The organism is Rhodovulum sulfidophilum DSM 1374 (assembly GCF_001633165.1).
GTDB lineage: Bacteria > Pseudomonadota > Alphaproteobacteria > Rhodobacterales > Rhodobacteraceae > Rhodovulum > Rhodovulum sulfidophilum.
Genome location: NZ_CP015418.1, coordinates 1,999,595 through 2,026,170, shown reverse-complemented (window position 1 = coordinate 2,026,170; position 26,576 = coordinate 1,999,595). Strand labels below are relative to the sequence as shown.

Genomic DNA, 26,576 nt, shown 5'->3' with positions numbered 1-26,576 from the left:
GCTCCGGCCGCAGCCTGCAGGGCGACCAAACCCTGCCGCGATGCTCGGCCGTCCCCGTCCTCCCCCCGGCAGATGCCGGGCGGGCGGATCGGAACCGCCGGCGCCGCGGGGCGCGCCGGTGACCGGAAGCGGGATGCGCATGTCGTGCCATCGGACGAAACCCAGAAAACCGATCTCGTCACCAACCCCCAAGAAGGCACCGCGCATCCGCCCCGCTGTCCGGCGGCAGGACGCCGCCGGAGCACGCAAGACGCCTTCCCTCCGCTCCCCCCTTGGAGCATCCGGAAGGCGGGCCTGTGCCGAGGCTGCGAGGGAGGAACTCGGCACAGGCATCCGGGGCGTCAGGCGCACATGCCCGCCGCCCGGATCAGGGCTGCCACCGTCGTGACCGGCTCGCCCGCCGGCCGGACCCCGTCGCGGGGATGCCAGCGGCCGTGATCCGACCCCAGATGGTGCCAGTAACTTTCGGGATCGCAGACGCAGAGCCCGACCAGGGTCTCGGCCAGGATCCGGCTGCCCAGCGGGCCAAGACGGCGCCCGCCGCTCCGCGCTTCGGCCTCGCGCAGGAGGTAATACCAAAGCGGCGTCGCCTCGATCATCCCGGCCCGCGCCAGCACCGCGCCGCCGGGGCCCTCGGCCAGTTCGGCCGGGCTCAGCGGCGCGATCCGCACCCCGAGCCGCGCAATTCCGGCGACGCAGCCCTGCCCCGAAGGCAGGTTCAGCCGCAGCCCGCGATGCAGTCTCCGTTCGGCAAGGCGGCGCCTCCGGGCATTCGGGACGGGCAGCTTCTCGCCCGGGCACAGAAGATCCGGCGCAAACCAGGTATCAGGCCGGGCATTCGCGCCGCGCGACCCGCGATCGGGAGGAGGCACCCTGCCATCGATCAGGCGCGGGAAAACGGCCAGCCCGCCCGGCAGCGGCCTTCCGGAACCGAGGCGCGCCAACCAGTCGTCACCGGGACGGGCCATGGTCTCGGCGCAGCCGAGAGCCGCGGCCTGGAATTCCAAGGGCAGCGGCAGCCGCCCCTCGGGCAGGCCCGGACAGCGCATCAGAAGGTCGCGATAGACCGGCGCTTCTTCCGCCAGGACATCCTCCAGAACCTCGGGCAGGCAGATCCGGCGCAGGTAGTCATTGACCACAAGCCACTGGAAATGCTTGCGGACCTCGCCGCGGGCAAAGGCGAAGGCGGGCTCTCCGGTCTCGGGCCGCGGCCCGCCGATGCCGACGGCATGCGCCATGACGGCCTGATGGAACCGCGCCAGTGCCAGATGGAACCACGCCACCGACCGATCCCCGTCAGGACGCGCCTGCGCGATATCGGCCCCTGCCCCGATCTCTGCCCCGATCTCTGCCTCGACCTTTGTCCGGACGATCCGGAATGGGGACGCGCCGGAACGGCCCGGCGCGGGCTGCGCGCAGGCCCCGGCGGGGCGTCCATTCCGGTCCTGCCCCCCGGAGCCGGCAATGCCGGGCGGGGCCGGGCTGTCGGCATCGGTCCGGAGCCGGACCAAGGCGGCCGGGATCCGGCCCGGCGCCTCAGGCGTCACGCCGCCATAAAGACTGTCAAGCGCCAGGCGGCCGGTGTGCCGGTTGCACAGCGTCGCCGCCGCCCGGTCGCGCGGCAGCGGGTCGAACCGGCCGATATCGGGCGCCGCCGCAGCCTCCGCAAGCCCGGCAGCTTCGGCAATGTCAGCGGCGATGACCCGAGCGAAACAGGCGTAGATCGCGGGCATGCCGGCCTCGCCCGGCCCGGCAGGCAACGGGTCTGCCATCGCCGAGGCGAGATCGTCGAGCGCCGCGGCAATGTCGGCCCCGCCTGGCATCTCGGGCGCGGCGGGAAAGAAATAGCCGAACGGACCGCGCGGGGCCTCGGGCCAGACCGGGAAGGAAAAGGCGTCCATCGGCGCGCGACCGGACTGCAAGCCGGACTGTGGGCCTGAGCGCAAGCCGGATTGCGGGTCGGGCCGGGACGGCGGCGGGGCTGCGGCCGCAAGGGACACAACGCGGTCATGGCGCTGACACTGCAACATCCTTCGACTCCCTGAGATTTCTTCTCGTCGAGTCGAACCTGCACCATCGCCGTCAACGCAGCGTCAAAGGTAAACAAAACCTTTACAGAGCGCCAAAATTCAAGGGTCGGCAAAACTTTGCCGTATCGGAAGACCGGCGCCCCGGTCGAGATCCCCGCCCGATATCAGTCGCGCCAGCCGGTCATCCGGTTGAGCGTCACATCGCAGACCTCGGCCTGCATCCGCGCCAGCCGCTCGGCCTCGTCGCGACAGACCGCGACCGTCTCGCCCAGATAATCCCCCTGCCAGTCGGTCAGGCTTTCGGGAGTGCGGCAGGCGGCAAGACGCTGCATCGCCTCGGCATTGCGCCGGGCCTCGTCGCGCGCGAAGGCCGCCATCTCGCTGCCGGTGCGGCGGACATGATCGGCCATGGTCGCCCCCATCCAGGCCATCATTCCCCAGCCCTCGGCCTGGGCGCGCAGGGCCGCCTCGAGCGCGGCGGTGGCAGAGGGCGTCGCGGGGGTCTTGGACATGATCAGAGCCTCACAATCGAACCGCGGATAGCATCCTAAAGATACGGGTCCTAAAATAGAAAAAAGACGGACGCCGGTCAAAGCCTTGCGCAAGGCCGGGCATGTGGCGCGATGCGCAGGGCCCCCGCCCCTCAGGCGACGCGGGCGCCCTGCACCCAGGCACCGCGCACCACCGGCGCGCCGCCGATCCGCGCCACCCGGATCAGATCGGCCCGCGCACCCGGCGCGATCCGGCCGCGATCGGCAAGCCCCACCGCATCGGCGGGCGCCTGGGTGACGGTGGCGATGCCGCGCGCGAGATCGCCCCAGAGATCGCCAAGCCGCAATGCCCCCATCAGCAGCGCCGAGGGCACGTAATCCGAGGACAGGATGTCGAGCAGCCCCGGCCCGGCCAGATCGGCCGCCGCCACATTGCCGGAATGCGAGCCTCCCCGGATCAGGTTCGGCGCCCCCATCATCACCGCGATGCCTTCGGCCCGGCAGGCCTCGGCCGCCTCGAGCGTGGTCGGAAACTCGGCCAGGCGGATCCCCTGACCGGCCGAGACCGCGACATGGGCGGCGGTGGTGTCGTCATGGCTGGCCAGGATCGCGCCGAAGCGACGGGCCTCGGCCAGGGCCAGGACCTCGTGCCGGGCGCCATTCTGCGCGCGCAGATCCTTCAGCGCGGCGACATGGTCGCGGAACTCGGCCTCGGTGAAATTGTTCTTGCCCATCATGTAGGCCTTGAGCCGGGCCTCGTCGCGGAACTGGCGCTGGCCGGGAGTGTGGTCCATCAGGCTGACGATGCCGACCCGGTCCTCGGGGCCGAAGGCCGCCATTTCCTCGGGCAGGGTCTCGGAACAGATCTCGGCGCGCAGATGCAGGAAATGGCTGATCCTGAGCGCGCCGCCGGCCCGCAGCTCGAGCAGTTCCGAGGCAAGCCCGCGCGCATAGGGACGGTAACGCGCCTTGCGGGACGGGACCGAGCCCACCCGCATCGCGTCGAAGACGGTGGTGATGCCGACGCCTGCCAGCTCGGCATCATGGGCAATGATGGCGCTGGCATGGGGCCAGTCGACGGCCGGCCGCGGCTGGATATGGCGTTCGAGATTGTCGGTATGAAGCTCGATCAGCCCCGGCATCACCAGATCTGCCCCGCAATCGAGCGCCCCGGCAGGCACCGCGGCTCCGGTGTCGATGGCGTCGATCCTGCCCCCGGCGATCCGGACCGAGCCGACCCGGATTTCACCGGGCAGAACCAGCGTGGCATTGGCAAGAACCGTCTCGGCGGTCGGGAGCATGGGCGCCTCCTTCTTGATGCGCGGAGTGGATTGGGGCAGGACAAGGACGGGAACGGCGCGGCATCCCGATGCGGAGGGGGCAATGGAAGGCTACCGGCGCTACGCGATCTATTATGCGCCCGAGGAAGGCGCTCTGGGCGATTTCGGCAAGGCCTGGCTGGGCTGGGATGCCGAAGCCGGAACGCCCCGGGCGCATCCGCGGCTGCGCGGTCTGCCAAGGCCGGTCGAGGAGCTGACCGCGACACCGCGCAAATACGGGTTTCACGCCACCGTCAAGGCGCCGTTCCGGCTGGCCATGGGCAGCGATATCGGGCTTCTGCACGCCTCGGCCGTAGCGCTCTCGGGCCAGCTCCGCCCGGTGCTGATCGAGGGGCTGCGATTGTCGCTTCTGGGCGGTTTCCTGGCGCTGACACCGCGCGGCGACACCCGGCTTCTGGCGGCGATGGCCGGCAGCGTGGTCGAGGCGCTGGACGGCTTTCGCGCCGAGCCGACGCCCGCCGAGCTGGCCCGGCGCGATCCGGACCGGCTCAGCATCCGTCAGCGCAAATTGCTGGAGAAATGGGGCTATCCCTACGTGATGGAGGAATACCGCTTTCACCTGACCCTGACCGGACCGCTGAAGGTCGCCGAGGCCGAGGCCGCGCGGATGGTGCTTGGCCCGGTGCTCGAGCCGCTGATCGACCGGCCGATCCGGATCCGGAGCCTGTGCCTTTTCGGCGAGGCGGAAGACGGCCGGTTCCACAACCTGCACCGCTACAGGCTTGCAGGCTGACGCCCCGGTTGAAGCGCTGTGTGAAGCCTCGGCCGCCAGCACTGCCGTCATATGAAGGCGCGCCGCGTGACGGGCGGTCTGCAGCGCCCCGACCGGTCCGGGCAACCGGCGGGACGGTTCCATCCATGTGCCCTCGGGCGGGGCGTGCAGGGTGCGGCGCGGTTCGGAATGCGATCCGGGCAGCCACATCCGGACCGGCAGGCCCGGGATTGCGCGCCCGCCTGTCCCCCCGCATTGCGAACGAGCCGCAGACCAGCCGGCTCCGGCTCGCACTGGCGGAAACCCCGGCGGCCCGGAAACCGTCCTGTGATGCCCCATGCGGACACGCGCAGCGTACGGAGATCCCGGGGCGCGGATCCTCGCGCCCGCGCACCCGAAGCGCCGACAGTCGCCCCTCCCCGGCCGCACCCGGCCGGGCCAGGCAAAGCCCCAGCCGCGCTGCAGGATCATCCCTTTTCCTCCGACACTCTGCGCCCCGCGACATCGCGCCTCCGGCAGTGACAAGACCGGATGTCGGCACCCCTTGTGGATTGTGTGAACTCTGTATATCCGGCGGGCTTCCGAGATCGACGGGCACCCTGGTGCCATACTCCGGCGACGCCCTGCAGAGCTCTGCTCGCGGGGGTTGTTCTGCTGCGCATCCATGTCTGACCCCAGACTTATCCACAGGCGTGTCCACCGCCCCTCAGGCATGATGCCCATTATTCAAGCGCCGCCCTGTCCTGCCCGCGATCCGGGCCTCCGAAGGCTTGCCGACTTATCCACAGCCCTATACAACTAGACAAGTTGATTACGTGACCCCGGCGAGTCGCGCAAGTATCGAGGATGAAAGATGTCGGCGAAATGACCCCTACCGCGCTTTGGAGATCTATCGCCGCCACGCTACGCAACGAAATCGCCGCCGGCAGCTACCGACCGGGCGACAAGCTGCCCAGCGAGGCCGATCTGGCGCATCGTTTCGGGGTCAACCGGCATACGGTCCGGCGGGCGCTGGCCGATCTGGCCGGGGCACGGCTGGTGCAGGCCCGGCGCGGCGCGGGCGTCTATGTCGCGGCGCGGCCGACCGACTATCCGCTGGGACGGCGGGTGCGGTTCCAGCAGAACCTGGCCGCGGCCGGTCAGAACGCCGAGCGCAAGGCGCTGTTGCACGCGACCCGGGCCGCCGACCGGCGCGAGGCCGAGGCGCTGGAGCTGAGCGACGGCGCGCCCGTGCATGTCTATGAGGGGATCTCGCTGGCCGATGGCAGCCCGCTGGCGCTCTTTCGCAGCGTGTTCCCAGCCGAACGCTTTCCAGACCTTCCGGGCGCGCTGGCCGAAACCGCAAGCGTGACCGCCGCGCTGGCCCGGGCCGGGGTGACGGATTATACCCGCGCCTCGACCCGGATCACCGCCAAGCGCGCCAGTCCGACCCAGGCCCTGCATCTGGAGCTGCGCCCGGGCGACCCGATCCTGCGCAGCGTGTCGGTCAATGTCGATACCGCGGGCCGGCCGGTGGAATACGGCCGCACCTGGTTCGCGGGCGACCGGGTGAGCCTGATCGTGACCGACGATCCCCCCGAGGACTGATCCCCGAAGGACTGGCGCCGGGATGACCGAAGGCAGGCGCCGGGCGCTTGTCATACCGGCGATACAGTCAGCGGGTAGAGTTCAGGCAACGCCACCCGCCCGAGCCGCGACATGCCCCAGTTCCTTCACCCGCTTCGCTTCACCGGCGCCCGCATCCTGCGCGACGGCGAGATGCAGAGACGCTCGATCGCCATCGCCGAGGGCCGCATCACCAAGGGTCCGCTGCCCGAAGTCGATCTGACCGGCTATCTGATCCTGCCCGGCATCGTCGATCTGCATGCCGACACCGTCGACCGCCACCTGCCCCGCGTGGCCTCGCACCTCGCGCCGGATCTGGCGCTGGCCGCGAGCGACCGCGACGCCGCCGCGCATGGCGTGACCACCGGCTGGCTGGCGCAGGACTGGTCCTGGGAGGGCGGGCATCGCGCTCCTGACCGGGCCGAGGCGCTGATGGCGGCGCTTGCGGCCTACCGGCGCCGGATGCTGACCGATCTGCGGCTGCAGCTGCGCTGCGAAATCCATACCGTGGGCACCGCCGAGCGGCTGCTCGAGGCCATCGGCCGGTATCGCATCGACTATGTCGTCTTCCACAACCGGCTTGATGCCGCGGCCGAACGGGCGCAGGACCGGCCCTGGCCGCCGCCCTGCCGGGCGGATCGGGACGGGCTCGCGGCAGCGCAAGCGGCCATGCCCGACGTGCCGCGCTATCTCTGCCGACTGGCCGAGGCCTTCGATGCGATGGGGGTGCTTTACGGCTCGCATGGCGACCCCGACGGCGAGACCCGCGAGCGCTTCTCGATGATCGGCGCCCGGATCGCCGAATTCCCGACCACCCGGCGCGCCGCCGCCGCCGCCAAGGCGATGAACGATCCCGTGCTGCTGGGCGCGCCCGATGTGATGCGGGACGGATCGCAGCCCGGGCAGGTCCCGGCGACAGACCTGATCGCGCAGGGGCTCTGCGATGCGCTGGTGTCGGATTTCTACTATCCGGCCCTGACCCATGCGGTCTGGCGGCTGGTCGATCTGGGGCTGAAGACCCTGCCCCAGGCCTGGGCGATGGTCTCGCAGCGTCCGGCCGAGATCCTGCGCCTGCCCGACCGGGGTCGGCTCGATATCGGGAAACGGGCCGATCTCTGCGTGATCAACGAGCGCACGCGCGCGGTCGAGATGACCATTGCCGGCGGACGGCTGACCTATCTGGCCGGCGAAGCCGCCCATCGCTTCGTCCATCGCATTCATGCGCTGGATATGGCGGCAGAATAGGCCCGACGCGGCTTCTTTTTTTGACCGCGGCGCAGTCCGCCCCGTTTCAAGAACGTTATTCCCGGACTCCGGGCATGGACTCCGTCTAGAGTGGGTCTTGTTAAGCGGTGCGACGATCGTAACCAGCAGCGCTCTTTCCGCCTTCTGGCGACCGGATATTTCAAAGAATTCCTTCGGAACGGGACGGCATTTCAGAACCGGACAGGGGGTCGCGCCGAATGCGCGCCCCCCTTTTTGGTCGCCGCGCACCCTCTGCGCGCCACGCCGATTGCGCCTGAGGCCCGGACCGGGTCCGCCCTCACGCCTTCGGAAACCGCATCGAGACACCGGGCAAGGTTGCCGCCGCCCGCCATCTGGCGCATGGTGCCGCCCGCAACCGCCCAGACAGACGGCAAGACGCATGGAACGATTCATTCCCGGCCCGGACACCCGGCGCCTTTATCGCGATGCGCTCGGCAGCTTTGCGACCGGCGTGACCGTGGTCACCGCCGCCGGCCCCGAGGGCCCGGTCGGCATGACCGCGAACAGCTTTTCCTCGGTCTCGCTCGATCCGCCGCTGGTGCTGTGGTCGCCCGCCCGCGCCTCGGCGCGCTATCCGGCGATGACCGGGGCCGAGCGTTTCGCCATCCATGTGCTGGGCGCGGGCGAGGAAGACATTGCCGCGCGCTTCGCCCGGTCGGGCGACGATTTCGAGGGGCTGGACTGTGCGCCCGACGCCGATCCGCCGCTGCTCGAACAGGGCTGGATCGCCCGTTTTCTCTGCCGCAGGGTCGCACTGCACGATGCCGGGGACCATGCCATCGTGATCGGCCATGTCGAGGAATGCGCCCGGCGCGAAGGTCCGCCGCTGGTCTTCGCGGGCGGCGCCTATGGAGATTTCAGCCCGGTCGACTGAACGCCCGCCACCGGCACGCCGATTGTCGGTGACGACAGGAAGCCACACCGAGCCCACGGATCTGACCTGCGGATGCGGAAAGGCGGCGGGTTTGCCGAAGCAAGTCGGACTGCGTCCCGGCCCAAGCCCGATACGGACCCGGGCCGTCGCCAGGGCGGCGGATCACTCCGCCGCGCTGTCGCAGACGCCGAGGCTGCGCTTGAGGCGCCGCACCGAGGATGGCGTGACGCCGAAATAGCGCCCGATCTCGGCTTCGTTGAGGCCATAGCCGACCATCGCACGCAGCGATGCAGCCGGCATCGGGCCGAGTTTGCCGAAGACGGGGTGAAGGCGCGGACGCATCACCGGTCTGGGCGCAGTCTGTCTGAGGTCCTGGATCATGTTCACGGCCGACTCCTCCCAATTCGTCCCTGCCGCATGGGCCGTCCTCGTCGCATCAGGAAGCAACGGGCGTCCCTTAACCAAATCCATATCACATCTGTCAGGAACTTTCGCGTCTTGACGACAACCTTCCCGCGACTCACCGGCAGAATTCCGCCGCCTTGCACCGCAGCATTCCGCTGCGTCACAGCATTGCACGTTTCCGGCCAAGGCCCCCACCCGGCCCGACCGGACCCGGAAAGGTGGCCCCCGACGCCCCGCCGGAGGCCGCCGGTCCGGCCTAGCCGAAGATGTCGGCGGTGATGCCGGCATACCAGCCGAGGCTTTCCTCATAGGTCGCCTTTCTCAGCGCGGCATCCTCGCCGATCTGGCTGACAAAGCCGTCGACCTTGGCGATCCTGTCCTCGCCGACCTGATAGGAGGCGCCCACCTTGACCCCGTCCCCGCTGTCGATCAGCGACCAGCAGGTATTCGAGTATTTCGCCGGGAAGGCCCGTGCCCCGGTCAGCGCCGCGCGCACCTGCATCGCCGCCACCTTGGCCTGGCTGTTGGCCGAGAAGGCCGATTTCGGCATGTCTCCCGCGATTGTCGCGTCGCCCAGAACATAGACATTTTCATCAAACCGGCTTTGCATCGTGCCCGGCAGGATCGGGCAGAAGCCGCTGTCATCGGCCAGCCCCGCCACACCGGCGATATGGCCCGCCTTCTGCGCCGGGATCACGTTGCAGACATCGACCGTCTCGGCCATGCCGTCGATCACGACTTCCATGCTGTCGGGGCGCACCTCGACATTGGCGCCGCCGAAATCGGGTCCGATCCGCTGGATCATGCCGGGATAGTGGCGCGCCCAGCCATCCTCGAACAGCGCCTGTTTCGAGAAGTTTTCCTTGGGATCGACGATCAGGATCTTGGCGGTCGGATTGCTCTCTTTCAGGACATGCGCAACCATCGAGACCCGCTCGTAAGGCCCGGGCGGACAGCGGAACGGATCGGGCGGAGCGACCATGCAGAAGACGCCGCCCGCGCGCATGGCGCCGATCTGCGCCTTCAGAAGCTGGGTCTGGCTGCCCGCCTTCCAGGCATGCGGCATCCGGTTCTGCGCCGTCATATCCCAGCCCGGCACCGCCCCGTCGACGAAGTCGATGCCCGGCGCGACGATCAGCCGGTCATAGCCCAGCGCATGGCCCGAGGCGAGCGTGACCGACCGGGCCGCGCGGTCGATATCGACGGCCAGATCGTGGATCACGTTGATGCCGTAGCGGCTGGCAAGCGTCCCGTAATCATGGGCGATCGAGGCGAAGTCGCGGAACCCGCCCAGATAGAGGTTCGAGAAGAAGCAGGTGTAATAGGTCTTGCCGGGCTCGATCAGCACCACCTCGATGGCGCCGTCGCTGTCCTTGGCGATGTAGCGCGCGGCCGTCGCGCCGCCCGCGCCGCCGCCCAGGACCACCACCCGCGGCCGGGCCTGGCCGATGGCGCATGGCGCCGACAGGGCCGCGCCCAGCGCCAGCCCCGTTCCCAGAAAGCTCCGTCTGTTCAGGCTCATGTCTCTGTCTCCTCCCTGGAGATGATGTCGCGCGTCTCCGGTCGTCTTGTCCGTGACAACGGGCGGTCAGGGGCCGAGCCCGCCGAAATAGGCCGCCAGCGCCGCGATCTCCTCGTCCGAGAGGCGGCCGGCCATCATCCGCATCACCGGATGCGGACGCAGCTTCTGCTTGTAGGCATGCATCGCCAGAACGAACTTACGTTCGGGCCAGAGCGTGATCGAGGGGATCCCCCGATCGGACCCGTCGCGCTGATGGCAGGTGGTGCATTCGCTCGACAGGTATTCGCCCCAAGCCGGGTCGCCCGCCAGCGCCAGCGTCGCCTCGGGCAGCACCGGGTCCTCGGCACGCGCGGTCGGCGCCGCCTCGGGAATGTCCGAGGGACTGTCGGAATACCGGCGCAGGAAGGCCAGCAGATCCGCCCGCTCGGCCGCATCCTCGAGCCCCGGAAAGCTCATCCTTGTGCCCGAGACCAGCACCACCGGGTTTTCCAGATAGGCATCGAGCGTCTCGAGCGTCCAGGTCAGCCCGTCATCGCCCGCCCGCCGCATCGATTTCGAATAGGGAAAATCCGCGACCGATGCCGCGCGCCGTCCGAACAGCCCGTTCAGAGGCGGGCCGATGCTGGCTTGGGCCCCGGGGCCGATTTCATGGCAGCCGCTGCAATAGATCCAGATCTCGGCGCCGCGGACAGGGTCGCCGATGGCCTCGACATGGGTCTCGGCCCGCCCCGCGCCCGCCCCTCCCAAAGCGAGCGCGAGGATCAGACACAGTTCCTCCCTCATATGCAATTAATGCAATTCCGCTATGCGCCGGGCAAGTGATTCTGCATCGCCAAGCCGCGCGCAGCGTGGACGAAATGACGCACCATGGTCGGGTCTTCCCGGTCTCTGCGCCGCCTCCCCCGGCCCCTTCCAGACACCGGAGCCAGAGGAGCGGCGACAGGCACGGGAAAAGACCAAACCGGGCGGTTTGCGGCACTCCTGCCATCCTTGGGTCCGGGCAGGACCCGCCGGGTGCGATTACCCCGACGCCCGAGCCCGGCAACCGCCGGGCATCCTGTACCAGATCGCACGGCATCGGCTTGCCCGCTCCGCAAGGCATCGGGCCGGATCAAGGCTGGCGCGCGTCAGGGTAGCGGTCAGGACGCGACATCGCCGGGCCGACAAGCAGGCGGCAGAAGGCCGCCGCCCCCGCCGGTCATCGCTTCGGGCCTAGTTCGCCGCCGCCTCGTCGGGCGTGACGTCCAGCACCGCGGCCCGCATGGTGATCTCGACGTTCTGCTTGCAGTCGGTCATGCAGGGCGGCTGGGAAAACAGCGGCAGTTCGGTCGTCTCGCGGTCATCGACGATGAAGCCGTCGGCATTGGGCATCGCGACCTCGAGGAAATTCTCGTTCGACAGCACGAAATCGTCTTCGACCAGGTAGTTCGAATAGAGGATATAGGCGGTGATGGCATAGACCTCGTCCACCGTCAGCACCTGCGCCGCGCCGAAGGGCATCGAGCGATGGACATAGTCCCAGACGGTCGAGAGATAGGGCCAGTAGGAGCCCACGGTCTTGACCGGATCGTCGCGGTCGAGCGTGTCCTCGCCGCCCGCGAGCTTGGGATAATTATCCACGCCCTCGGCGAATTCGCCATGGCAGATGGCACAATTGGCCGAAAAGATCTCTTCGCCATCCTCGACCGAGCCCGAGCCCTCCGGCAGCCCCTTCCCGTCGGGGGCCACATCCAGATCCCAGGCCGCGATTTCCTCGGGCAGCGCCGGGCGGCCGAGCCCGAAATCGCCGGCCTGGGCCGGGGCCGCCAAGGTCAGAAGCAGCGCGGCCGCCGACAGGTTACGAAACTTCGACATTTTCCGCCTCTCCGCTTGTCTTGATCCACCAGGTCTGGATGCCGTTATTGTGGTAGACCGAATTCAGCCCCCGGATCTCCCGCAGCGCGTTCTTGGTCGGCTGGACATAGCCGGTATCGTCCATCGCCCGCGATTGCAGCAGCATCTCGGACCCGTCCCAGTCGATATCGAGATAGAAGCGGGCCAACGCCATCTTCTGCCCCGGCCGGGCCAGCCGCGCGGTCTGCCAGGACTTGCCGCCATCGAGCGAGACATCGACCCGCTCGATCGCCCCCCGCCCCGACCAGGCCAGCCCGGTGATGACCAGCGGCCCCGGCCCGTGGGTGATGGGCGATTGCGGGCTGGGCGAGGTGATGACCGATTTCGCATCCATCGCCCAGGTCCATTTGCGCGAGGTGCCGTCGGCCAGCGTATCGGTGTATTTCGAGGTCTCCTCGCGGCTCTGGATGGCTTCGGTCGTGACCTCGACCCGGCGCAGCCACTTGATCCACATGTTGCCTTCCCAGCCCGGCACGCACAGCCGGACCGGATAGCCATGTTCCTTGCGCAGCGCCTCGCCATTGGCCTTGAACGCCACCAGGCAATCGTCGAGCGCCTTGTCGAGCGGGATCGAGCGGCCGTTCGAGGAGGCATCCGCGCCCTCGACATAGATCCATTTGCCCTCGGGCTTGACGCCGGCCTCTTCCAGCAGGGTGCGCAGCGGCACGCCGGAATATTCCATGTTGTGGATCATGCCATGGGTGAACTGCGCGCCATTCAGCTGTGCGCCCGCCCATTCCATCCCGGAATTGGCCGCGCATTCGAGGAAATAGGTGTGGTTCACCCGCGGGAAGCGCTCGAGATCGGCATAGGTGAAGATCAGCGGCGTCTCGACCAGCCCGTTGATCATCAGCCGGTAATCTTCCTTCGGCAGATCGATGGCGCCGGAATGGTGCCGCTCGAAGGCGCAGCCCTGCGGCGTGATGGTGCCGTCAAGCGCATGGATCGGCGTGAAATTGACCGAGGAGATGGTATCGGCGGTCAGCCAGTCGACATTGCGGCGGATCACGTCGGATTCGTATTCGATGGGCATGCCATAGGGGGTCACATCGACCCCGTCGCCCCACATCTGCGCCCAGGGCTGTGTCTCGGTGATGAGCGGATCGGGGCCCTCGGCAGCCGCCTTGCCCGCGACCAGCGCGCCGCCGCCCGCAAGCCCCGCCTTCAGAAATCCGCGCCGCGTGGGGGCGCCCGGCCGGTCGGTCATCGGTGTCTTCTCCTCCATCGTCCCGCTCATGCGCCACTGACCACGACCGACTTGTTCGGATCGACGCGGACCGTGCCCTGGCGCTTGACGTAATCCTCGACCACCTGCCAGATCGGCGGCCCCTCGGTGCCCTCGTTCACGCTGGCCCAGCCCGAGACCACGTAGGATCGGGCCGGGTCGATCGGCTCGCCGGTCTTCAAAAGCGTCATGCCGGTGATCCGGCTGCCCTGGGGCCTGGTGACGTCGATCCGGTAGCCCATGCCGCCGACCCGGACCATGTCGCCGCCCTGCTGGTAATAGGGATCGGGGTTGAAGAGATTGTCGGCCACGTCCTCGAGGATGGTGTGCAGCATCTCGCCCGTCATCTCGGAGCGGTAGGCATTCGGATAGGTCATGGCGGTGGCGTTATACAAATCCTCCCGGGTGATCGGTTCGCCCGGCAGGAGGCTCGGCCCCCAGCGAAAGCCGGGGCTCAGCGCGATATCGGCCTCGCGCTCGTCGATCAGCGCATTGCAGATCAGATCGTCCCAGGTGCCGTTGAAATTGCCGCGCCGGTACAGGAGCCCGTCGGTCGTGCCCAGCACCTCGGTCATCTCGTCCTTGTAGGGCGCGCGTTCGCGCTCGATCAGCGCGGCCATCTCGGGATCGGGCGCGATCGCGTCCGAGAAGACCGGGATCAGCTTGTGGCGAAAGCCCATCATCCGGCCCTCGCGCACATCCAGATCGAGCCGCGTCACGAACTTGCCGTTCGAGCCCGAGGCGATCAGCAGGGTCTGGCCCACCATCACCGGCTCGGGCAGCGCGTCATGGGTGTGGCCGGTCAGGATCACGTCGATGCCGGGGACATTGCCGGCCATCTTGCGGTCGACATCGAAGCCGTTATGGCTGAGCACAACCACCAGATCGGCGCCCTTGCCGCGGACCTCCCGCACCATCTCGGCCATGCGCTCCTCGCGGACGCCGAAGCTGAGGCCGGGGAACATCCAGTTCGGATTGGCGATGGGCAGATAGGGGAAGGCCTGACCGATCACCGCGATCTTCGCGCCGCCGCGCTCGAAGATCCGGTAGGGCTCATAGGCCGGCTCGTCCCATTCGGCGTCGAAGATGTTGGCGCCGAGAAAGGCGAAGTCGAGCCCCTCGACGATCTCGTTGACCCGGTCGAGACCGAGCGTGAATTCCCAATGGCTGGTCATCGCGTCGGGTTTCAGCAGGTTCATGGCGTTGACCATGTCCTGCGCATCCGAGCGCAGGCAGGTATAGGAGCCATGCCAGGTGTCGCCGCCATCGAGCAGCAGCGCCTCGGGCCGGTCGGCGCGGATGGCCTTGACCACCGTCGCCACCCGGTCGAGCCCGCCCATCCGGCCATAGGACCTGGCCAGCGAGACGAAATCGACATAGCTCAGCGCATAGGCCTCGGGCGTGCCGGGGGCGATGCCGTAAAGCTTGAGGAAATCGGCGCCGGTCACATGGGGCGGCTGCCCCTCGGCGGCACCGACGCCGATATTGACCTCGGGCTCGCGGAACCAGACCGGCACCAGCTGGCCGTGGATGTCGGTGACATGGATCAGCGTCACGTTGCCGAAGCTGTCGAACTCCAGCAGCCGGTCCTGGCTCAGCGCCTGCCGGGCGGCAAGCCGCGCCCAGTTGCCCATGCCCGAGGCGCCCCAGATGGCCGAGGCAGCAAGGGCGGCCTGCAGGAAATCCCGTCGCGCAATCATCGTCTCGGCCTCCTCTTCCGGAGCGTGGTCCGGATCGTGGGCGCACCCGTCATATGCGCCAAAATGAATATATCTGATCGCAAAGGGCCCGCGCCGGACAGGCGGCGCGGGCCCCCGTTCAGTTGCGGACCGACGGCCCCTCGACCGACAGGCCATTGCCGCGCGAGGCGACGTAAAGCTCGAGCGCCACGAATTCGGGCGAGCCCACCGCGAAGGGCACGCCGCGGGTATCGCGGATGCAGCCCCTGAAGCGGTCATGCACGGCATTGAGCCTGGCATTCTTCAGCCGGTAGCTGGGAAAGCCGTTGATCTGGCCCTGGCTCAGATGGTCGGCGCGGATGTAATGGTCGAAATACTGCTCGTGGCAGCTGGCGCAGGACAGGTCGAGCTGGCCATAGCGGGTATAGTAGATCTCGCGGCCCTTCTCCCAGGTCGACTGCGCCGGGCCGTCGATGGCCACGCTGACCGGCATCCCGCGCGAAACCGATGCGATCAGCGCGACCATGGCCGTCATGTCGGGCCCGATATAGTCCCATTCCGGGGCGCCCATCCGCGACGTCCGGCAGGCATTGATCATCTGTTCCACGGTCCGGACCTTGCCCGCGCTTTCGACATATTTCGGATAGACCGCGCGGAGGCCATACATGCCGTCATCGACCGCGCCGTGACAATCGGCGCAGGCCTTGCCCTCGGTCCCCTCGGGCCTGTCCCAGACCGCGCGCGCCTCTTCGACGAAGACCATGCCCGAATTCTCGAAATCGTCCATCTCGAGCGCCTGGGTATCGTCGGTGCGAAAGGTCCAGCCGGACCGGATCTCGTCGAACCGGTCCGCCAGATGGGCAGGCGTCGGCGCGCGGGTGACGATCTCGATCTCGCCGTTGATCACCAGCGGGTCGTCCGGCCCGGCAGAGACCGCGGCGCCGGAAAACGCGCCGCCACAGACCAGCGCCGCAGCCACCAGTCGTCCTGTCATGGTCTTCATTCTTCCCCTCCCTCGGAGCCCCGCCACCGCAGCGACGGAGCGCCTCAACGTCCGGTCACGGCCGAACCTCAGCCGATGGCAATCGACTTCACTTCCTCGTAGACCGAGCCGTCGTCATCATACCATGTGAAGACCATGTCGCCCGCCTCGGGGATCACCGCCTCGAACTCGAAATAGGGATTGGTCGAGATCGCCGGAGCCAGCGCCACGTCGATCACGTTCTGGCCGTTATAGGCCACCGCGAAGCGGTTGATGATCGAGCGCGGGATGAGAGACCCGTCGCTGTCCTTGCGCTGACCCGATTCCATCTGGTGGCTGATCAGGGTCTTGATCACCACGGTTTCGCCCGCCGCCACCGTCCTGGGGGCCTTGACGCGGGCCTTGACGCCTTCTGCCATGTCTCGTTCTCCTCCTTTCGCCTCGGCCTCGGTCTTGACCTCGGCCCCGACCTCAGCCTTGGCCTCGAGCTCAGCCGCCGCAGCCGCCGATGGTGACTTTCACGGTATTGGCCGCGCGCCGGAAGCTGCCATCGCCCATCTTCGCGACGGCGATCACATCCTGGGTGCCGCCAAGCCGGATCCGGGTCGACAGGCGCTGCGCGCCCGCGAGCGGGCCGAAGCTGACCCGCGCCACATCGGGGGTCGGGTTGGCCGAGGCCACGACCATGATCTCGACCGCGCCGGGGGCCTCGACCTCGATCGGCACGGTATTGCCGTTCTCGGCGATCTCGGGCGTGGTCAGGGTGATGCCATCGGCCCCCGCATCAGCGCCGCCGGTGAATTCGGCGATCTTGTCCTCGACGGCCGCGCGCACCGCGCTTGCCGGCAGCATCAGCGCCGCGGCCAGCCCGGCGCTCAGCGCCATCGCTCCTCGTCTGGTGAACTCCATCCTCTCTCTCCTTGCTCGGACGCGCCCGGAGACCGGGTCGATCATTGCGTCAGCGTCATCAGATAAGCGACGACATCCTCGATCTGCCCGGCCGTCATCAGCGGCCGGATCTCCCCTTCGATGGGCTTGGAGGTGAACGCGATGCCCGGGCGGTTGAAGCCCTCGACCCGGTAATAGGCGGGCATCACCGTCTCGGGGAACACGTTCTTGGAATTGACGAGGATACCCCGGATCATCGCCTCGGGATAGCGCGCGGCGACCCCGTCGAGCGACGGGCCGACAGTGCCCGGAAACTGCGCGTCGGCCATCTCGGTGACCTCGTGACAGGCGATGCAATTGCCAACCGAGCGGTCGGTCATCAGCCGGCGCCCCTCCACCGGATCGCCCGGCGCGTCGGTCAGCGGCCTGGCCACATGACCCTGACCGTCGATCGCGACATCGCCCGGCGCGACCTCGGCGGCCGGCCCCGGCCCCGCGCTTGCCCATAGGGCAATACAGGCGGTCGTCAGCCCCATACCTCGCATCCCTGCAGTCTCCTCCCTGTCTCTCCTCCTCTCGACTGTAGCGGAGGCATTCCGTCGCACGCAACAACAAATATAATTATTTGCATGCGACTGCCGCCCGCCTCAGTTGCCCGGATCGGCCATGGTGCGGGCGACGTATTTCTGGAAATGCTCGTCGCCCTCATAGCCACGGTCGAGCACCCATTGCAGCAGCGCCCGCGTCGTGCCCTTGCCGAAGGCGCCGGGCATCGAGGCCACCGCCGCCTCGGCCGCGGTCCCGCCCTCGGGCGGGGTCTCGGGCATGAACATCAGCGTCGGCGTGAACATCACCCCCCAGCGGCCGGCCATCTCCTTCTCGGGCAGGACCGTGCCGTCGAAATCGGTCACCTCGACATCGCCGAAGAGGTTCATCTGCACGACGAAATACCGCTCGCGGATCAGCGCCTCGATTTCGGGATCGGGAAACACCTCCTCGTGCATGCGGGTGCAGTAGATGCAGCCGCGCTGTTCCCAGATCACCAGCATCCGCCGGTTCTCGGCCTCGGCCTCGGCCAGATCCTCGCGCATGTCGCGGAAGGTCTGGCGCAGCCAGTCGGGCTTGTGCAACCCGTCATCGCCCATCGGCGAGGCCAGCGCCGGAACCGCCAGGGCGGCGAAGCCCGCGGCCAGAAGCGTCGTCAGTTTCATGCTATTCCTCCCTGCGGAACGGTCGGCCGGAACGGTCAGCCGAGCGTGGTGAACCAAGGCACGTTGTCGATCAGCACCTGCGCGAGATAGCCGACCGAATTGGTGGCGATCAGGATCGCGAAGACGACCAGCATCGCCCCCATCGCCTTTTCGACATGGCCCAGATGGCGGCGGTTGCGCTGCATCCAGGCCAGGAACGGCCGGGCGAAGGCCGCGGCCAGCACGAAGGGCAGCGTCATCGCCAGCCCGTAGACCAGAAGCAGGAGCCCGCCCCGGCCGATGTCGCCCATGCCGCTGGCCACCATCAGGATCGCCGCCAGCGCCGGGCCCACGCAAGGGGTCCAGCCAAAGCCGAAGGCGAGCCCCATCAGGTAGGCGCCGACAAGCGTGCTGGGCTCGGCCCGGGTCTCGATCCGCGCCTCGCGATACAGCAGCGGGATGCGGAGGATACCCAGGAAATGCAGCCCGAACAGGAACAGCATCAGCGCCGCGACATAGCTGAGCTCGTCCTTCCATTCACGGAAGCCCTGCCCCAGCGCCGTCGCCCCCATGCCCAGCAGCACGAAGATCGAGGTCACCCCCAGCGCGAAGGCGATGGCCGAGACCACGAGGCGGCGCACCGCGCCGGGCGGGATCCGGTCCGAGCCGCGCAGCTCGGTCATCGAGATCCCCGCCATGTAACACAGATAGAACGGAACGATCGGCAGGATGCAGGGCGACAGGAAGGACAGAAGCCCCGCCAGCGCTGCCCCTCCATAGGAAATCTCAAGCATCCCAGCCCTCCCTTGCCGATAATGCAAAAACATATTACAATTTGTATATGTGATGGGATAGCCAAAAAATGACCCCTGGTCTGATGACCCCCGGCATTCGGGCATGGATCTGCGCGGCCGGGCTGGCGCTCATGGCGGGGCAGCCCGCCCGCGCCGATCTTGAACTCGGCATGGTCGAGCGCGTCGGCTGTGCCTATTGCGTCCTGTGGGACCGCGAGATCGCGCCGATCTGGCCAAAGACCCGCGAAGGCCGCACCGCCCCCTTGCGCAGGATCGATCTGGACGCCAATCTGCCGGGGGACGTGCGATTTGCCTCCAGACCCCGGTTCACTCCGACCTTCGTGCTGCTGCGCGACGGGCTTGAGATCGGCCGCCTCGAGGGGTACCCGGGCGAGGATTTCTTCTGGGGCCTGATCGGCGCCATGTTGCAACAACAGCCCGAATGGGCACAGACGGACGAGGATGAGGGGGGATGAGCATCCGGCAGGCCAGGGCGCGACGCGCGACAGGCAGCGCCGCAACCGAGGAGAAGACGGGGCGTTCCTGACGCCCCCGGAACGCATGGCCAGAGACATTGCCCAGACCCAGACCGACGGTCCCCCGTCGATGGATGTAATACAGGCCGAGAACATGCTCCGGCATGCCGAGAGCGCCTCGAGCTTTCTCAAGGCGCTGTCGCATGAGGGACGGCTGATGATCCTGTGCCATCTCTCGACCGGCGAGAAATCGGTGACCGAACTCGAGACGCTCCTGTCCTCGCGTCAGGCCGCGGTCAGCCAGCAGCTTGCCCGGCTGCGGCTCGAGGGGCTGGTCTCGTACCGCCGCGAGGGCAAGGCGATCTATTATTCGCTGGCCGACGAGAAGGCCCGCCGCCTGCTCGAGCTGATGCATGACATGTTCTGCAATGCCAGGGCGCCGGCGCAAGCCTCGGCCGCGCGCCCGGGTGACTGACGACTGAAGGAGGCGACGGAAAGAGGGCGGCGCGCGCGACGGGCGCCGCCGGAGGGGGAGACGGATGGAGACGATACCGCCAGGCGCCATTGCCGCGCTGATCGGCCTTGCGACCGGCTGCGTGCTGGGGCTGGCCGCCCGGCTGGGCGATTTCTGCACGCTCGGCGCGCTCGAGACCGCGATCTGGGGCGCCGATCAGCGGCGGATCAGGATGTGGGGGGTGAGCCTCGGGGTCGCCATCGCCGCGACCGCGCTGCTGGCGGCGGCCGGACAGATCGACACCGGCGCCACGATCTACCACCAGATCCGCTGGAACCCGGCCGCCAGCGTTCTGGGCGGGCTGGCCTTCGGCTATGGCATGGCGCTTGCCGGCAATTGCGGCTTCGGCGCGCTGGCGCGCTTCGGCGGCGGCGATCTGCGCTCGCTGGTCATCGTCGTGGTGATCTCGATCTTCGGTTTCGTCACCCTGTCGGGGCCGCTGGCGCCGCTGCGCGATCTGGCCTTCCCGCAACAGCCCTCGGACGGGCCGCAAAGCCTTGCGCTGACCGGGGCGGCCCTGACCGGGCTGCCGCCGCTGGCGCTCGCGCTGGGGCTGGCGGCACTGGCGGCAGGCTGGGGCCTCTGGCACCGGCCGCTCCGGGCCGAGCCACACCGGATCGGCTGGGCGGTCGCGGCCGGGCTGGCGGTAAGCGCCGCGCTCTGGGGGACATCGGCGCTGCATGAGGCCACGCTGGGCGCGGTCGATGTCGAGGGCCACACCTTCACCGCCCCGCTCGGCCGGACGCTGATGTGGATGATGACCTCCTCGGCGGGCGGGCTCTCGTTCTCGGTGGGCTCGGTACTGGGGGTGCTGGCGGGCGCCTGGCTCGGATCGTGGCGGCGGCGGTCGTTCCGCTGGGAGGCCTGCGAGGACCCGCGCGAGCTGGGTCGGCAGGTCGCGGGCGCCGCGCTGATGGGGATCGGCGGCGTCGTGGCGCTTGGCTGCACCATCGGTCAGGGGCTGACCGCCTTCGCCACGCTGGCCTGGTCGGCGCCGGTGACGCTGGCCGCCATCGCCGCGGGGGCGGTCTTCGGGCTGCGCCGCCTGATCGCGGGTTTCCAGCCCGATTGAGCGAGACCCGCCGCAGCCCGGGCCGAATAGTCGCCCTCGACCTTGCCCGGAGCACGGCGCTCCTCGGCATGGCCGTGTTCCATTTCAGCTATGATCTCGAGATGTTCGGCCATCTGCCGCCGGGCACGGTCGTCACCGGCGGTTTCCGGCTGCTGTCGGTCGGCGTGGCCGCGGCCTTTCTGGCGCTGGCCGGGGCCAGCCTGCATCTGGCCCATGGCCAGGGGCTGCGCCCGCGCGCCTTCCTGCGTCGGCTGCTGCGCATCGCTGCCGCGGCCGCTCTGGTGAGCCTCGGGACCTGGGCGGTCTTTCCGGCCTCTTTCGTCTATTTCGGCATCCTGCATGCCATTGCCGCCGCAAGCCTGCTGGGGCTTTTGCTGGTCAGGCTGCCGCCGCTCGTGCCCGCCATGCTCACGCTCGGCATGCTGCTGATGCCCCGCCCCGCCCCCCTGCCCGACCTCGGCTGGCTCGACTGGACCGGGCTGACAGCGACCCCGCGCCCGAGCGTCGATTTCGAGCCGCTCTTTCCCTGGGCCGCGGCCTTCCTCGCCGGGATGGCGCTGGCCGGGTTTGCAAGCCGCGCCGGGCTCTGGCACCGGCTGTCCGGCCCGCCCGGGCGCCTGAGCGGCCTGCTTGCCTGGCCCGGACGGCACAGCCTTGCCATCTATCTTTTGCATCAGCCGGTGCTGATCGCCCTGGTCTGGGCCGCGACCCGGTTCGCGCCGGTCTGAACCGGGCCCTGCCCCCGACAGGACCGCCGCCCGCCCCCGACGGCCACGGCAAAGAAAAGGCCCCCTTCCGCGAGGGAGGGGGCCGAGGCGCGCCGGTCAGGCTCTGTCCTTACCGCTCGACACGTCTGGTTTTGCCTGGGCCTTCCCGGCGATAAGGGCGGGCGCACCCGCCCCCGGTCTCAATGCATGCTGCGCGCCCCGGTGGCTTTCAGCGTCACCGTGGTGCTGGCGCCTCCCATCCGGATATCGGTCACGTCAAGCCCGCGCGCCCGGTGCGTGCCGTCGAGCACCTCGATCGAGCCGCCGATGAAGGTGGCGTCGATCAGCCGCTTGAGCGCATCGCCCGCCAGCTGCGCCTCGATCCCGCCGGGGATGCGGCGCAGCCTGGCATTGGCGACGATCTGGCTTCCGATGATCAGTTGCAACGGTCTTTCCCTTCGCAGATGGTCCCGATCCCGGCCGGGAGGCCCTCACTCGCGTCCTGTTTCAGCCCGGCTTTTTCCAGCCGGGCCAGGGTCTCAGCTGCAGCCGCTGGTGGCACCGCAGGTATTGCACTTCATGCAGGTGCCGTTCCGCACCAGCGTATAGTTGCCGCAATCGCCGCAGGGATCGCCCTCGTAGCCCTGCATCTTGGCCTTGACCCGGGCATCCATCGGCACCGTGCCCGAGGCGATGGCGGTGGCGGCCGACACGGTCGGCGCGGGCGCAGAGGCGCTGCCGGGCACGGCCGCGACCGGCGTGGCGGAGCCTGCGAAATCGACCGCATTCATCCCGCCCTGCAGCACCACCAGTTCCTGCGGCAGGCGCTTGCGCAGATAGCCGGTCGAGCTGATCTGCCGCAGCACCTCGAGCGATTTCGAAGCGGCGCTTTCCGAGACCGGCGTGACATTGGCCTTGCCCTCTTCATGGCCATGGCCGAGTTCCTCGAAGGCCGCGCCCTTCGGCTTGACATGGGCCAGATCGGTCCGGTCGAGATAGGAAACCGCCAGTTCGCGGAAGATGTAGTCGAGGATCGAGGTCGCGTTCTTGATCGAGTCATTGCCCTGCACGACGCCCGCGGGCTCGAACCGGGTGAAGGTGAAGGCCTCGACGAATTCCTCGAGCGGCACGCCATATTGCAGCCCGACCGACACCGCGATGGCGAAATTGTTCATCATCGCCCGGAAGCCCGCGCCTTCCTTGTGCATGTCGATGAAGATCTCGCCCAGCGTGCCGTCCTGATATTCGCCGGTGCGCAGATAGACCTTGTGGCCGCCGATGATCGCCTTCTGGGTATAGCCCTTGCGCCGCGTCGGCAGCTTTTCGCGGTGGCTGCGGACGATCTCCTTGACCACCACCTTCTCGACGACCTTCTCGGCCAGGACCTGCGCCTTCTCGGCCGGCGTGCCGGTCTCGAGGATCTCCTCGGCCTCCTCGTCATCCTCGACCAGCGCCGCGGCCAGCGGCTGGCTGAGCTTGGAGCCGTCGCGGTAAAGCGCATTGGCCTTCACCCCCAGCGACCAGGACAGCTCATAGGCCGAGAGGCAGTCCTCGATGGTCGCGTCGTTGGGCATGTTGATGGTCTTCGAGATCGCCCCCGAAACGAAGCTTTGCGCGGCCGCCATCATCCTGATGTGGCTGTCGACGCTGAGGAAGCGCTTGCCCTTCTTGCCGCAGGGATTGGCGCAGTCGAAGACCGGGTAATGTTCGGGCTTGAGATGCGGCGCGCCTTCCAGCGTCATCGTCCCGCAGACATGATCGTTCGCGGCCTCGATCTCGGCGCGCGAAAAGCCCAGATGGCGCAGGAGCTCGAAGCCCGGATCGGCCATCTTCGCGGCCGGAATGCCCAGAACCTTGGTGCAGAACTCCTCGCCCAGCGTCCAAGGGTTGAAGACGAAGCGGATGTCGAAGGCCGAGGGCAGCGCCGCCTCGATCTTGTCGATCTCGGCCTGACCGAAGCCATGGCCGATCAGCGAGGTATGGTTGATGCCGGGGCAGTTGCCGAGCGTGCCATGGCCCACCGCATGGCCGATGATCTCCTCGATCTGGGCCGAGCCGTAGCCCAGCGCCTCGAGCGCGGCCGGGACCGAGCGGTTGATGATCTTGAAATAACCGCCGCCCGCGAGCTTCTTGAACTTGACCAGCGCGAAATCGGGCTCGATCCCGGTGGTGTCGCAATCCATCACCAGCCCGATCGTGCCCGTGGGCGCGATCACCGAGACCTGCGCATTGCGGAAACCGTGTTTCTCGCCCAGCGCCAGCGCCTCGTCCCAGGCCGAGATCGCCATCTCGACCAGGCCCTCCTCGGGGCAGTTGGCATGGTCGAGCGGGACCGGCGGCACCGCGAGCCCGTCATAGCCCACAGCCTTGCCCCAGGCCGCGTTGCGGTGGTTGCGGATCACCCGCAGCATGGCCTCGGCATTGCGTTCATGGCCCGGGAAGGCGCCCAGCTCGCCCGCGATCTCGGCCGAGGTGGCATAGGCGATGCCGGTCATGACCGCGCTCAGCGCGCCGCAAAGCGCCCGGCCCTCGTCGCTGTCATAGCCGAGCCCCATGTTCATCAGGAGCCCGCCGATATTGGCATAGCCAAGCCCCAGCGTGCGGAAGTCGTAGGAGAGCTGGGCGATTTCCTTCGACGGGAACTGCGCCATCATCACCGAGATTTCCAGCGTCAGCGTCCAGAGCCGGGTGGCGTGGACATAGTCCTCGGAGCGGAACGCACCGTCATTCCAGAAGGCCAGCAGGTTCATCGAGGCCAGGTTGCAGGCCGTGTCGTCGAGAAACATGTATTCCGAGCAGGGATTCGAGGCGCGGATCTCGCCATCGGCCGGGCAGGTATGCCAGGCATTGATGGTGTCGTGGAACTGGATGCCCGGATCGGCGCAGGACCAGGCCGCATGGCCGACCTGGGCCCAGAGTTCGCGCGCCTTCACGGTCTTGGCGACCTTGCCGTCGGTGCGGCGCACCAGCTCCCAGTCGGCATCGGCCTTCACCGCCTTCAGGAAGGCATCGGTGACCCGGACCGAGTTGTTCGAGTTCTGCCCCGAGACGGTGGAATAGGCCTCGCTGTCCCAATCGGTGTCATAGGCCGGGAATTCGATCGAGCCGTAGCCCTGCCGCGCATAGTCCAGCACGCGCTTGACATAGCCCTCCGGGATCAACGCCTTCTTGGCGGCGCGGATCGCGGCCTTCAGCCCGGCATTGGCCTTGGGATCGTAGGCATCCTCCTGCTTGCCGTCCCAGGCGCGGATCGCCTCGAACAGCGCGTTCAGATGACGCTCATGGGTCTTCGAGCCGGCGACGAGGCTGGCGACCTTCTGTTCCTCGATGACCTTCCAGTTGATGAAGGATTCGATATCGGGGTGATCCATGTCGCAGATCACCATCTTGGCCGCGCGCCGCGTGGTGCCGCCCGACTTGATCGCGCCCGCCGCACGGTCGCCGATCCTCAAAAAGCCCATCAGCCCCGAGGACTTGCCGCCGCCCGACAGCGCCTCGCCCTCGGCGCGGAGCGACGAGAAGTTGGTGCCGGTGCCCGAGCCATATTTGAACAGCCGCGCCTCGCGGACCCAGAGGTCCATGATGCCGCCTTCATTGACCAGATCGTCCTTGACCGACTGGATGAAACAGGCATGGGGCTGCGGGTGTTCATAGGCCGAGGCCGACTTGGTCAGCTTGCCCGACCTGTAATCGACATAGTAATGCCCCTGCCCCGGACCGTCGATTCCATAGGCCCAGTGCAGCCCGGTATTGAACCATTGCGGGCTGTTCGGCGCGGCCATCTGGCTGGCCAGCATGAAGCGCATCTCGTCGTAATAGGCCCGGGCATCCTCTTCGGCGCTGAAATAGCCGCCCTTCCAGCCCCAATAGGTCCAGGCCCCGGCCATCCGGTCGAAGACCTGCCGCGCCGAGGTCTCGCCGCCGAAGCGCTCCTCCTCGGGCAGCGCCTCGAGCGCCCCGGCATCGGGAACCGAGCGCCACAGGAATTCCGGCACGCCCTCTTCGGGCAGCTTCGCCAGCCGCGCCGGCACACCCGCCTTGCGGAAATATTTCTGTGCGATCACGTCGCTGGCGACCTGGCTCCAGCCCGTGGGCACCTCGACTTCATCGAGCCGGAACACCACCTTGCCATCCGGATTGCGAATCTCCGACGTCGTCGCCGTGAACTCGAGCGATCCGTAGGCGCCGGTCTCCTCGGTGGTGAATTTCCGTTCGATCTTCATGGATTTGATCCGTCCTGTTTTCCCTGCGCCGCGCATCGCGCGGGCCCTGTTCGCTGACTCGCCTGCCCTCGGGCAACGACCGAGCGTTCCCGGCCCCGCTCCCTGGCCCGGTTGCAGCCGCCTGCGCGACCGCCTGAACTGCCTCTGTCCTGTCCTGCCTCTGCGCGGTCACCGATCATCGGCATCGCCACTAGATCTGGTGTCGTCGCGCCAGGCCGATACAAATTGACGAATTTTTAAGGGAATGGTCAACGCGATTCTTGCGCTGCAGACCAAGTTTTTGGGGTTGACGGAGCACCGGCCTACAAGCGCTTGATTCATCCACAGCTTGTGGAAAAACCGGGCTCAGCCTGAAAAATCCCACGCCTAGAGCGGATTACACGACCCGGCTGAAAATCTGCCGGCTCCGGGGCATGGCGGGCACCGCCCGATCAGAACCGAAGCCGAAAACGGCAGGACCGCAATAGGTTAATAAAGCAGCTCTTGTCATCTAAGGATTGTATTTCCGCGCCTCGCCCCCTTGGGATGACAGGGGCCCATGTCGGATCGCCGCCCGGGCGCCCTTGTGCACCAGAGAGCTTGTCCGAGACTTGGGAGAAACCCGGCGCCTTGCCTTCGAACGTGGCGGAGAAGGCCAACGCCGCCGCCCCGATCCGGAAGCCGCAATGTGACGCAAGAAGGGGAAATG

Annotated in this window: 24 protein-coding genes and 1 pseudogene; 8 read left to right on the top strand and 17 right to left on the bottom strand. The window is 67.9% G+C overall.

Annotated elements, in window-relative coordinates:
- Nucleotides 1–341 precede the first annotated feature (341 nt).
- From A6W98_RS09620 to A6W98_RS09610, 3 genes are all read right to left on the bottom strand, one after another.
- Nucleotides 342–1,901, bottom strand: a complete 1,560-nt coding sequence (locus A6W98_RS09620) for a peroxidase family protein (RefSeq protein ID WP_042460835.1) — start codon at nt 1,899–1,901, stop codon at nt 342–344.
- 293 nt (nt 1,902–2,194) lie between these two features.
- On the bottom strand, nt 2,195–2,542 hold the full coding sequence (locus tag A6W98_RS09615; protein WP_042460833.1) for a phasin family protein: 348 nt from the start codon (nt 2,540–2,542) through the stop codon (nt 2,195–2,197).
- Between the two features lie 131 nt (nt 2,543–2,673).
- Complete coding sequence (locus A6W98_RS09610; protein ID WP_042460831.1) at nt 2,674–3,822, bottom strand: alpha-D-ribose 1-methylphosphonate 5-triphosphate diphosphatase; 1,149 nt, start codon at nt 3,820–3,822, stop codon at nt 2,674–2,676.
- Nucleotides 3,823–3,904: 82 nt separating this feature from the next.
- Between A6W98_RS09610 and A6W98_RS09605 the strand changes: the two genes are divergently transcribed.
- The 4 genes from A6W98_RS09605 (at nt 3,905) to A6W98_RS09590 (ending at nt 8,318) form a co-directional block, all read left to right on the top strand.
- Nucleotides 3,905–4,594, top strand: a complete 690-nt coding sequence (locus A6W98_RS09605; protein WP_042460829.1) for a DUF1045 domain-containing protein — start codon at nt 3,905–3,907, stop codon at nt 4,592–4,594.
- An 843-nt stretch (nt 4,595–5,437) separates the two neighbouring features.
- Nucleotides 5,438–6,160: a phosphonate metabolism transcriptional regulator PhnF gene (gene phnF, locus A6W98_RS09600; protein ID WP_042460826.1), complete on the top strand. Its 723-nt coding sequence runs from the start codon at nt 5,438–5,440 to the stop codon at nt 6,158–6,160.
- 111 nt (nt 6,161–6,271) lie between these two features.
- Nucleotides 6,272–7,423, top strand: a complete 1,152-nt coding sequence (locus A6W98_RS09595) for an alpha-D-ribose 1-methylphosphonate 5-triphosphate diphosphatase (protein ID WP_042460823.1) — start codon at nt 6,272–6,274, stop codon at nt 7,421–7,423.
- Nucleotides 7,424–7,823: 400 nt separating this feature from the next.
- A complete protein-coding gene (locus tag A6W98_RS09590; protein WP_042460820.1) occupies nt 7,824–8,318 on the top strand; it encodes a flavin reductase family protein in 495 nt (164 codons plus the stop codon).
- Nucleotides 8,319–8,480: 162 nt separating this feature from the next.
- Here the strand turns inward: A6W98_RS09590 and A6W98_RS09585 are convergent, their stop codons facing one another.
- The 12 genes and pseudogenes from A6W98_RS09585 to A6W98_RS09530 all read right to left on the bottom strand — a co-directional run bounded on the left by A6W98_RS09585 (nt 8,481) and on the right by A6W98_RS09530 (nt 18,896).
- Nucleotides 8,481–8,705 (bottom strand): hypothetical protein, encoded by a 225-nt coding sequence (locus A6W98_RS09585; RefSeq protein WP_060835246.1) that lies wholly within the window; start codon nt 8,703–8,705, stop codon nt 8,481–8,483.
- A gap of 274 nt (nt 8,706–8,979) precedes the next feature.
- On the bottom strand, nt 8,980–10,245 hold the full coding sequence (locus A6W98_RS09580) for an NAD(P)/FAD-dependent oxidoreductase (protein WP_042460814.1): 1,266 nt from the start codon (nt 10,243–10,245) through the stop codon (nt 8,980–8,982).
- A 66-nt stretch (nt 10,246–10,311) separates the two neighbouring features.
- On the bottom strand, nt 10,312–11,028 hold the full coding sequence (locus tag A6W98_RS09575; protein ID WP_042460811.1) for a c-type cytochrome: 717 nt from the start codon (nt 11,026–11,028) through the stop codon (nt 10,312–10,314).
- Between the two features lie 435 nt (nt 11,029–11,463).
- Nucleotides 11,464–12,099: pseudogene (locus tag A6W98_RS09570) on the bottom strand (c-type cytochrome); the annotation flags it as partial.
- Nucleotides 12,083–13,345 (bottom strand): sulfite dehydrogenase, encoded by a 1,263-nt coding sequence (gene soxC, locus A6W98_RS09565; protein WP_042464832.1) that lies wholly within the window; start codon nt 13,343–13,345, stop codon nt 12,083–12,085. The pseudogene A6W98_RS09570 and the gene soxC, both read right to left, overlap by 17 nt.
- Before the next feature lie 26 nt (nt 13,346–13,371).
- Nucleotides 13,372–15,063, bottom strand: coding sequence for a thiosulfohydrolase SoxB (soxB, locus tag A6W98_RS09560; RefSeq protein WP_042460805.1), 1,692 nt, complete (start codon nt 15,061–15,063; stop codon nt 13,372–13,374).
- A gap of 118 nt (nt 15,064–15,181) precedes the next feature.
- Nucleotides 15,182–16,045, bottom strand: coding sequence for a sulfur oxidation c-type cytochrome SoxA (soxA, locus tag A6W98_RS09555; protein ID WP_042460802.1), 864 nt, complete (start codon nt 16,043–16,045; stop codon nt 15,182–15,184).
- A gap of 68 nt (nt 16,046–16,113) precedes the next feature.
- On the bottom strand, nt 16,114–16,443 hold the full coding sequence (soxZ, locus tag A6W98_RS09550; RefSeq protein WP_042460800.1) for a thiosulfate oxidation carrier complex protein SoxZ: 330 nt from the start codon (nt 16,441–16,443) through the stop codon (nt 16,114–16,116).
- Between the two features lie 70 nt (nt 16,444–16,513).
- Nucleotides 16,514–16,933 carry a thiosulfate oxidation carrier protein SoxY gene (gene soxY, locus A6W98_RS09545; protein WP_042460797.1) on the bottom strand — a complete coding sequence of 140 codons (420 nt, stop codon included), beginning with the start codon at nt 16,931–16,933 and terminating at the stop codon, nt 16,514–16,516.
- Between the two features lie 41 nt (nt 16,934–16,974).
- Entirely contained in the window at nt 16,975–17,448 is a 474-nt protein-coding gene (soxX, locus tag A6W98_RS09540; protein ID WP_042460794.1) for a sulfur oxidation c-type cytochrome SoxX, read from the bottom strand.
- Nucleotides 17,449–17,559: 111 nt separating this feature from the next.
- Nucleotides 17,560–18,123 carry a thioredoxin family protein gene (locus tag A6W98_RS09535; RefSeq protein WP_042460791.1) on the bottom strand — a complete coding sequence of 188 codons (564 nt, stop codon included), beginning with the start codon at nt 18,121–18,123 and terminating at the stop codon, nt 17,560–17,562.
- A 35-nt stretch (nt 18,124–18,158) separates the two neighbouring features.
- Nucleotides 18,159–18,896, bottom strand: a complete 738-nt coding sequence (locus A6W98_RS09530) for a cytochrome c biogenesis CcdA family protein (RefSeq protein WP_042460788.1) — start codon at nt 18,894–18,896, stop codon at nt 18,159–18,161.
- A gap of 83 nt (nt 18,897–18,979) precedes the next feature.
- Here A6W98_RS09530 and A6W98_RS09525 point away from each other — a divergent pair, with 83 nt between their 5' ends.
- The 4 genes from A6W98_RS09525 (at nt 18,980) to A6W98_RS09510 (ending at nt 21,686) form a co-directional block, all read left to right on the top strand.
- Nucleotides 18,980–19,372 (top strand): thioredoxin domain-containing protein, encoded by a 393-nt coding sequence (locus A6W98_RS09525; protein ID WP_042460784.1) that lies wholly within the window; start codon nt 18,980–18,982, stop codon nt 19,370–19,372.
- 130 nt (nt 19,373–19,502) lie between these two features.
- On the top strand, nt 19,503–19,847 hold the full coding sequence (locus A6W98_RS09520; RefSeq protein WP_042464829.1) for an ArsR/SmtB family transcription factor: 345 nt from the start codon (nt 19,503–19,505) through the stop codon (nt 19,845–19,847).
- 64 nt (nt 19,848–19,911) lie between these two features.
- A complete protein-coding gene (locus A6W98_RS09515; RefSeq protein WP_042460780.1) occupies nt 19,912–20,958 on the top strand; it encodes a YeeE/YedE family protein in 1,047 nt (348 codons plus the stop codon).
- Nucleotides 20,955–21,686, top strand: a complete 732-nt coding sequence (locus A6W98_RS09510; RefSeq protein WP_042460778.1) for an acetyltransferase domain-containing protein — start codon at nt 20,955–20,957, stop codon at nt 21,684–21,686. Before A6W98_RS09515 ends, A6W98_RS09510 begins: the two co-directional genes overlap by 4 nt.
- Before the next feature lie 179 nt (nt 21,687–21,865).
- Here A6W98_RS09510 and A6W98_RS09505 read toward each other — a convergent pair whose 3' ends face one another.
- Nucleotides 21,866–22,111, bottom strand: coding sequence for a hypothetical protein (locus tag A6W98_RS09505; RefSeq protein ID WP_052677990.1), 246 nt, complete (start codon nt 22,109–22,111; stop codon nt 21,866–21,868).
- Nucleotides 22,112–22,204: 93 nt separating this feature from the next.
- Nucleotides 22,205–25,888, bottom strand: a complete 3,684-nt coding sequence (locus A6W98_RS09500) for a vitamin B12-dependent ribonucleotide reductase (protein ID WP_042460772.1) — start codon at nt 25,886–25,888, stop codon at nt 22,205–22,207.
- Nucleotides 25,889–26,576: the final 688 nt, after the last annotated feature.